Origin of the sequence: Colwellia sp. TT2012, from assembly GCF_001440345.1 — a bacterium.
In the GTDB taxonomy this organism is placed as follows: Bacteria; Pseudomonadota; Gammaproteobacteria; order Enterobacterales; family Alteromonadaceae; genus Colwellia.
On the sequence record NZ_LJYX01000155.1, the window covers coordinates 1 to 767 of the forward strand.

2 protein-coding genes are annotated in these 767 nt (G+C 54.4%); both read left to right on the forward strand.

The features are described 5' to 3' along the window. A partial coding sequence (locus ASU03_RS21665) for a hypothetical protein (RefSeq protein WP_231731657.1) occupies nucleotides 1-190 on the forward strand: 190 nt, incomplete at its 5' end. A gap of 155 nt (nucleotides 191-345) precedes the next feature. Continuing rightward, nucleotides 346-767 (forward strand): TetR/AcrR family transcriptional regulator (locus ASU03_RS20385; protein WP_082627372.1); only part of this gene is annotated, 422 nt, incomplete at its 3' end.

Here is a 767-nt window from a genome sequence, read left to right on the forward strand (position 1 = left end):
CCCGTTCTTTACTCGCAAGCGTTATCAAGCCCACGCCATCTCCTTATTGATGTGTGCACACCCATGCCTCTTTCGGCTGGTTGATGAGGTGCTCTTCCTGTTTCACTTCCAGCGTTTCGGGTTCGTCCGCGTCCCTACGGCATCTCGCATCATGAGTTTTAAAAGCAACCGACTGGACGGTTGTTTATGATTATACGTTACAATCCCAGATTCGCAATTAGCAGTTCACTAGGCACTGCACGCCAGTCAGTTGGAACTGCTTGGCCTGGGCTGACCATGTTTTCATGGTGGAACCGGTGACCAGCCCATGGGAAAATCCCTCAGATTTCTGAACAGGGCCTTTGAATGCCAACCAAGAAAGACGACGTACCAGACAAGCGCCGCTACCTGTCCTCTGCGGCCAGGAAAGAGGAAATACTGGACGCGGCCCTGATCGAGTTTGCGGATCGGACATACAACGCCGTGTCGATGGAGCGCCTGGCGGAATGTGCGGGTTTGTCCAAGGCAGGCATCTACGCCCACTTCAACAGTAAGGAAGAGATTTTTCACGCCTTGCTCGAACGTACAACGAAGCAGCTTTGCGATTTCCAGGGCTGGCTTCCGGATGAAGATCTGACGTTGCCAGAGTTGGTGGACGTCTATATTGATCGCCTGTATACGACGTTTGACTCCCCCGCCACGATATCGGTCTATCGCCTGCTTCTGGCCGAAAGCGCCAGAGCGCCGGCGCTGGTGCAGCATTGGCGCGAGGACGTTGCGCGTGGATT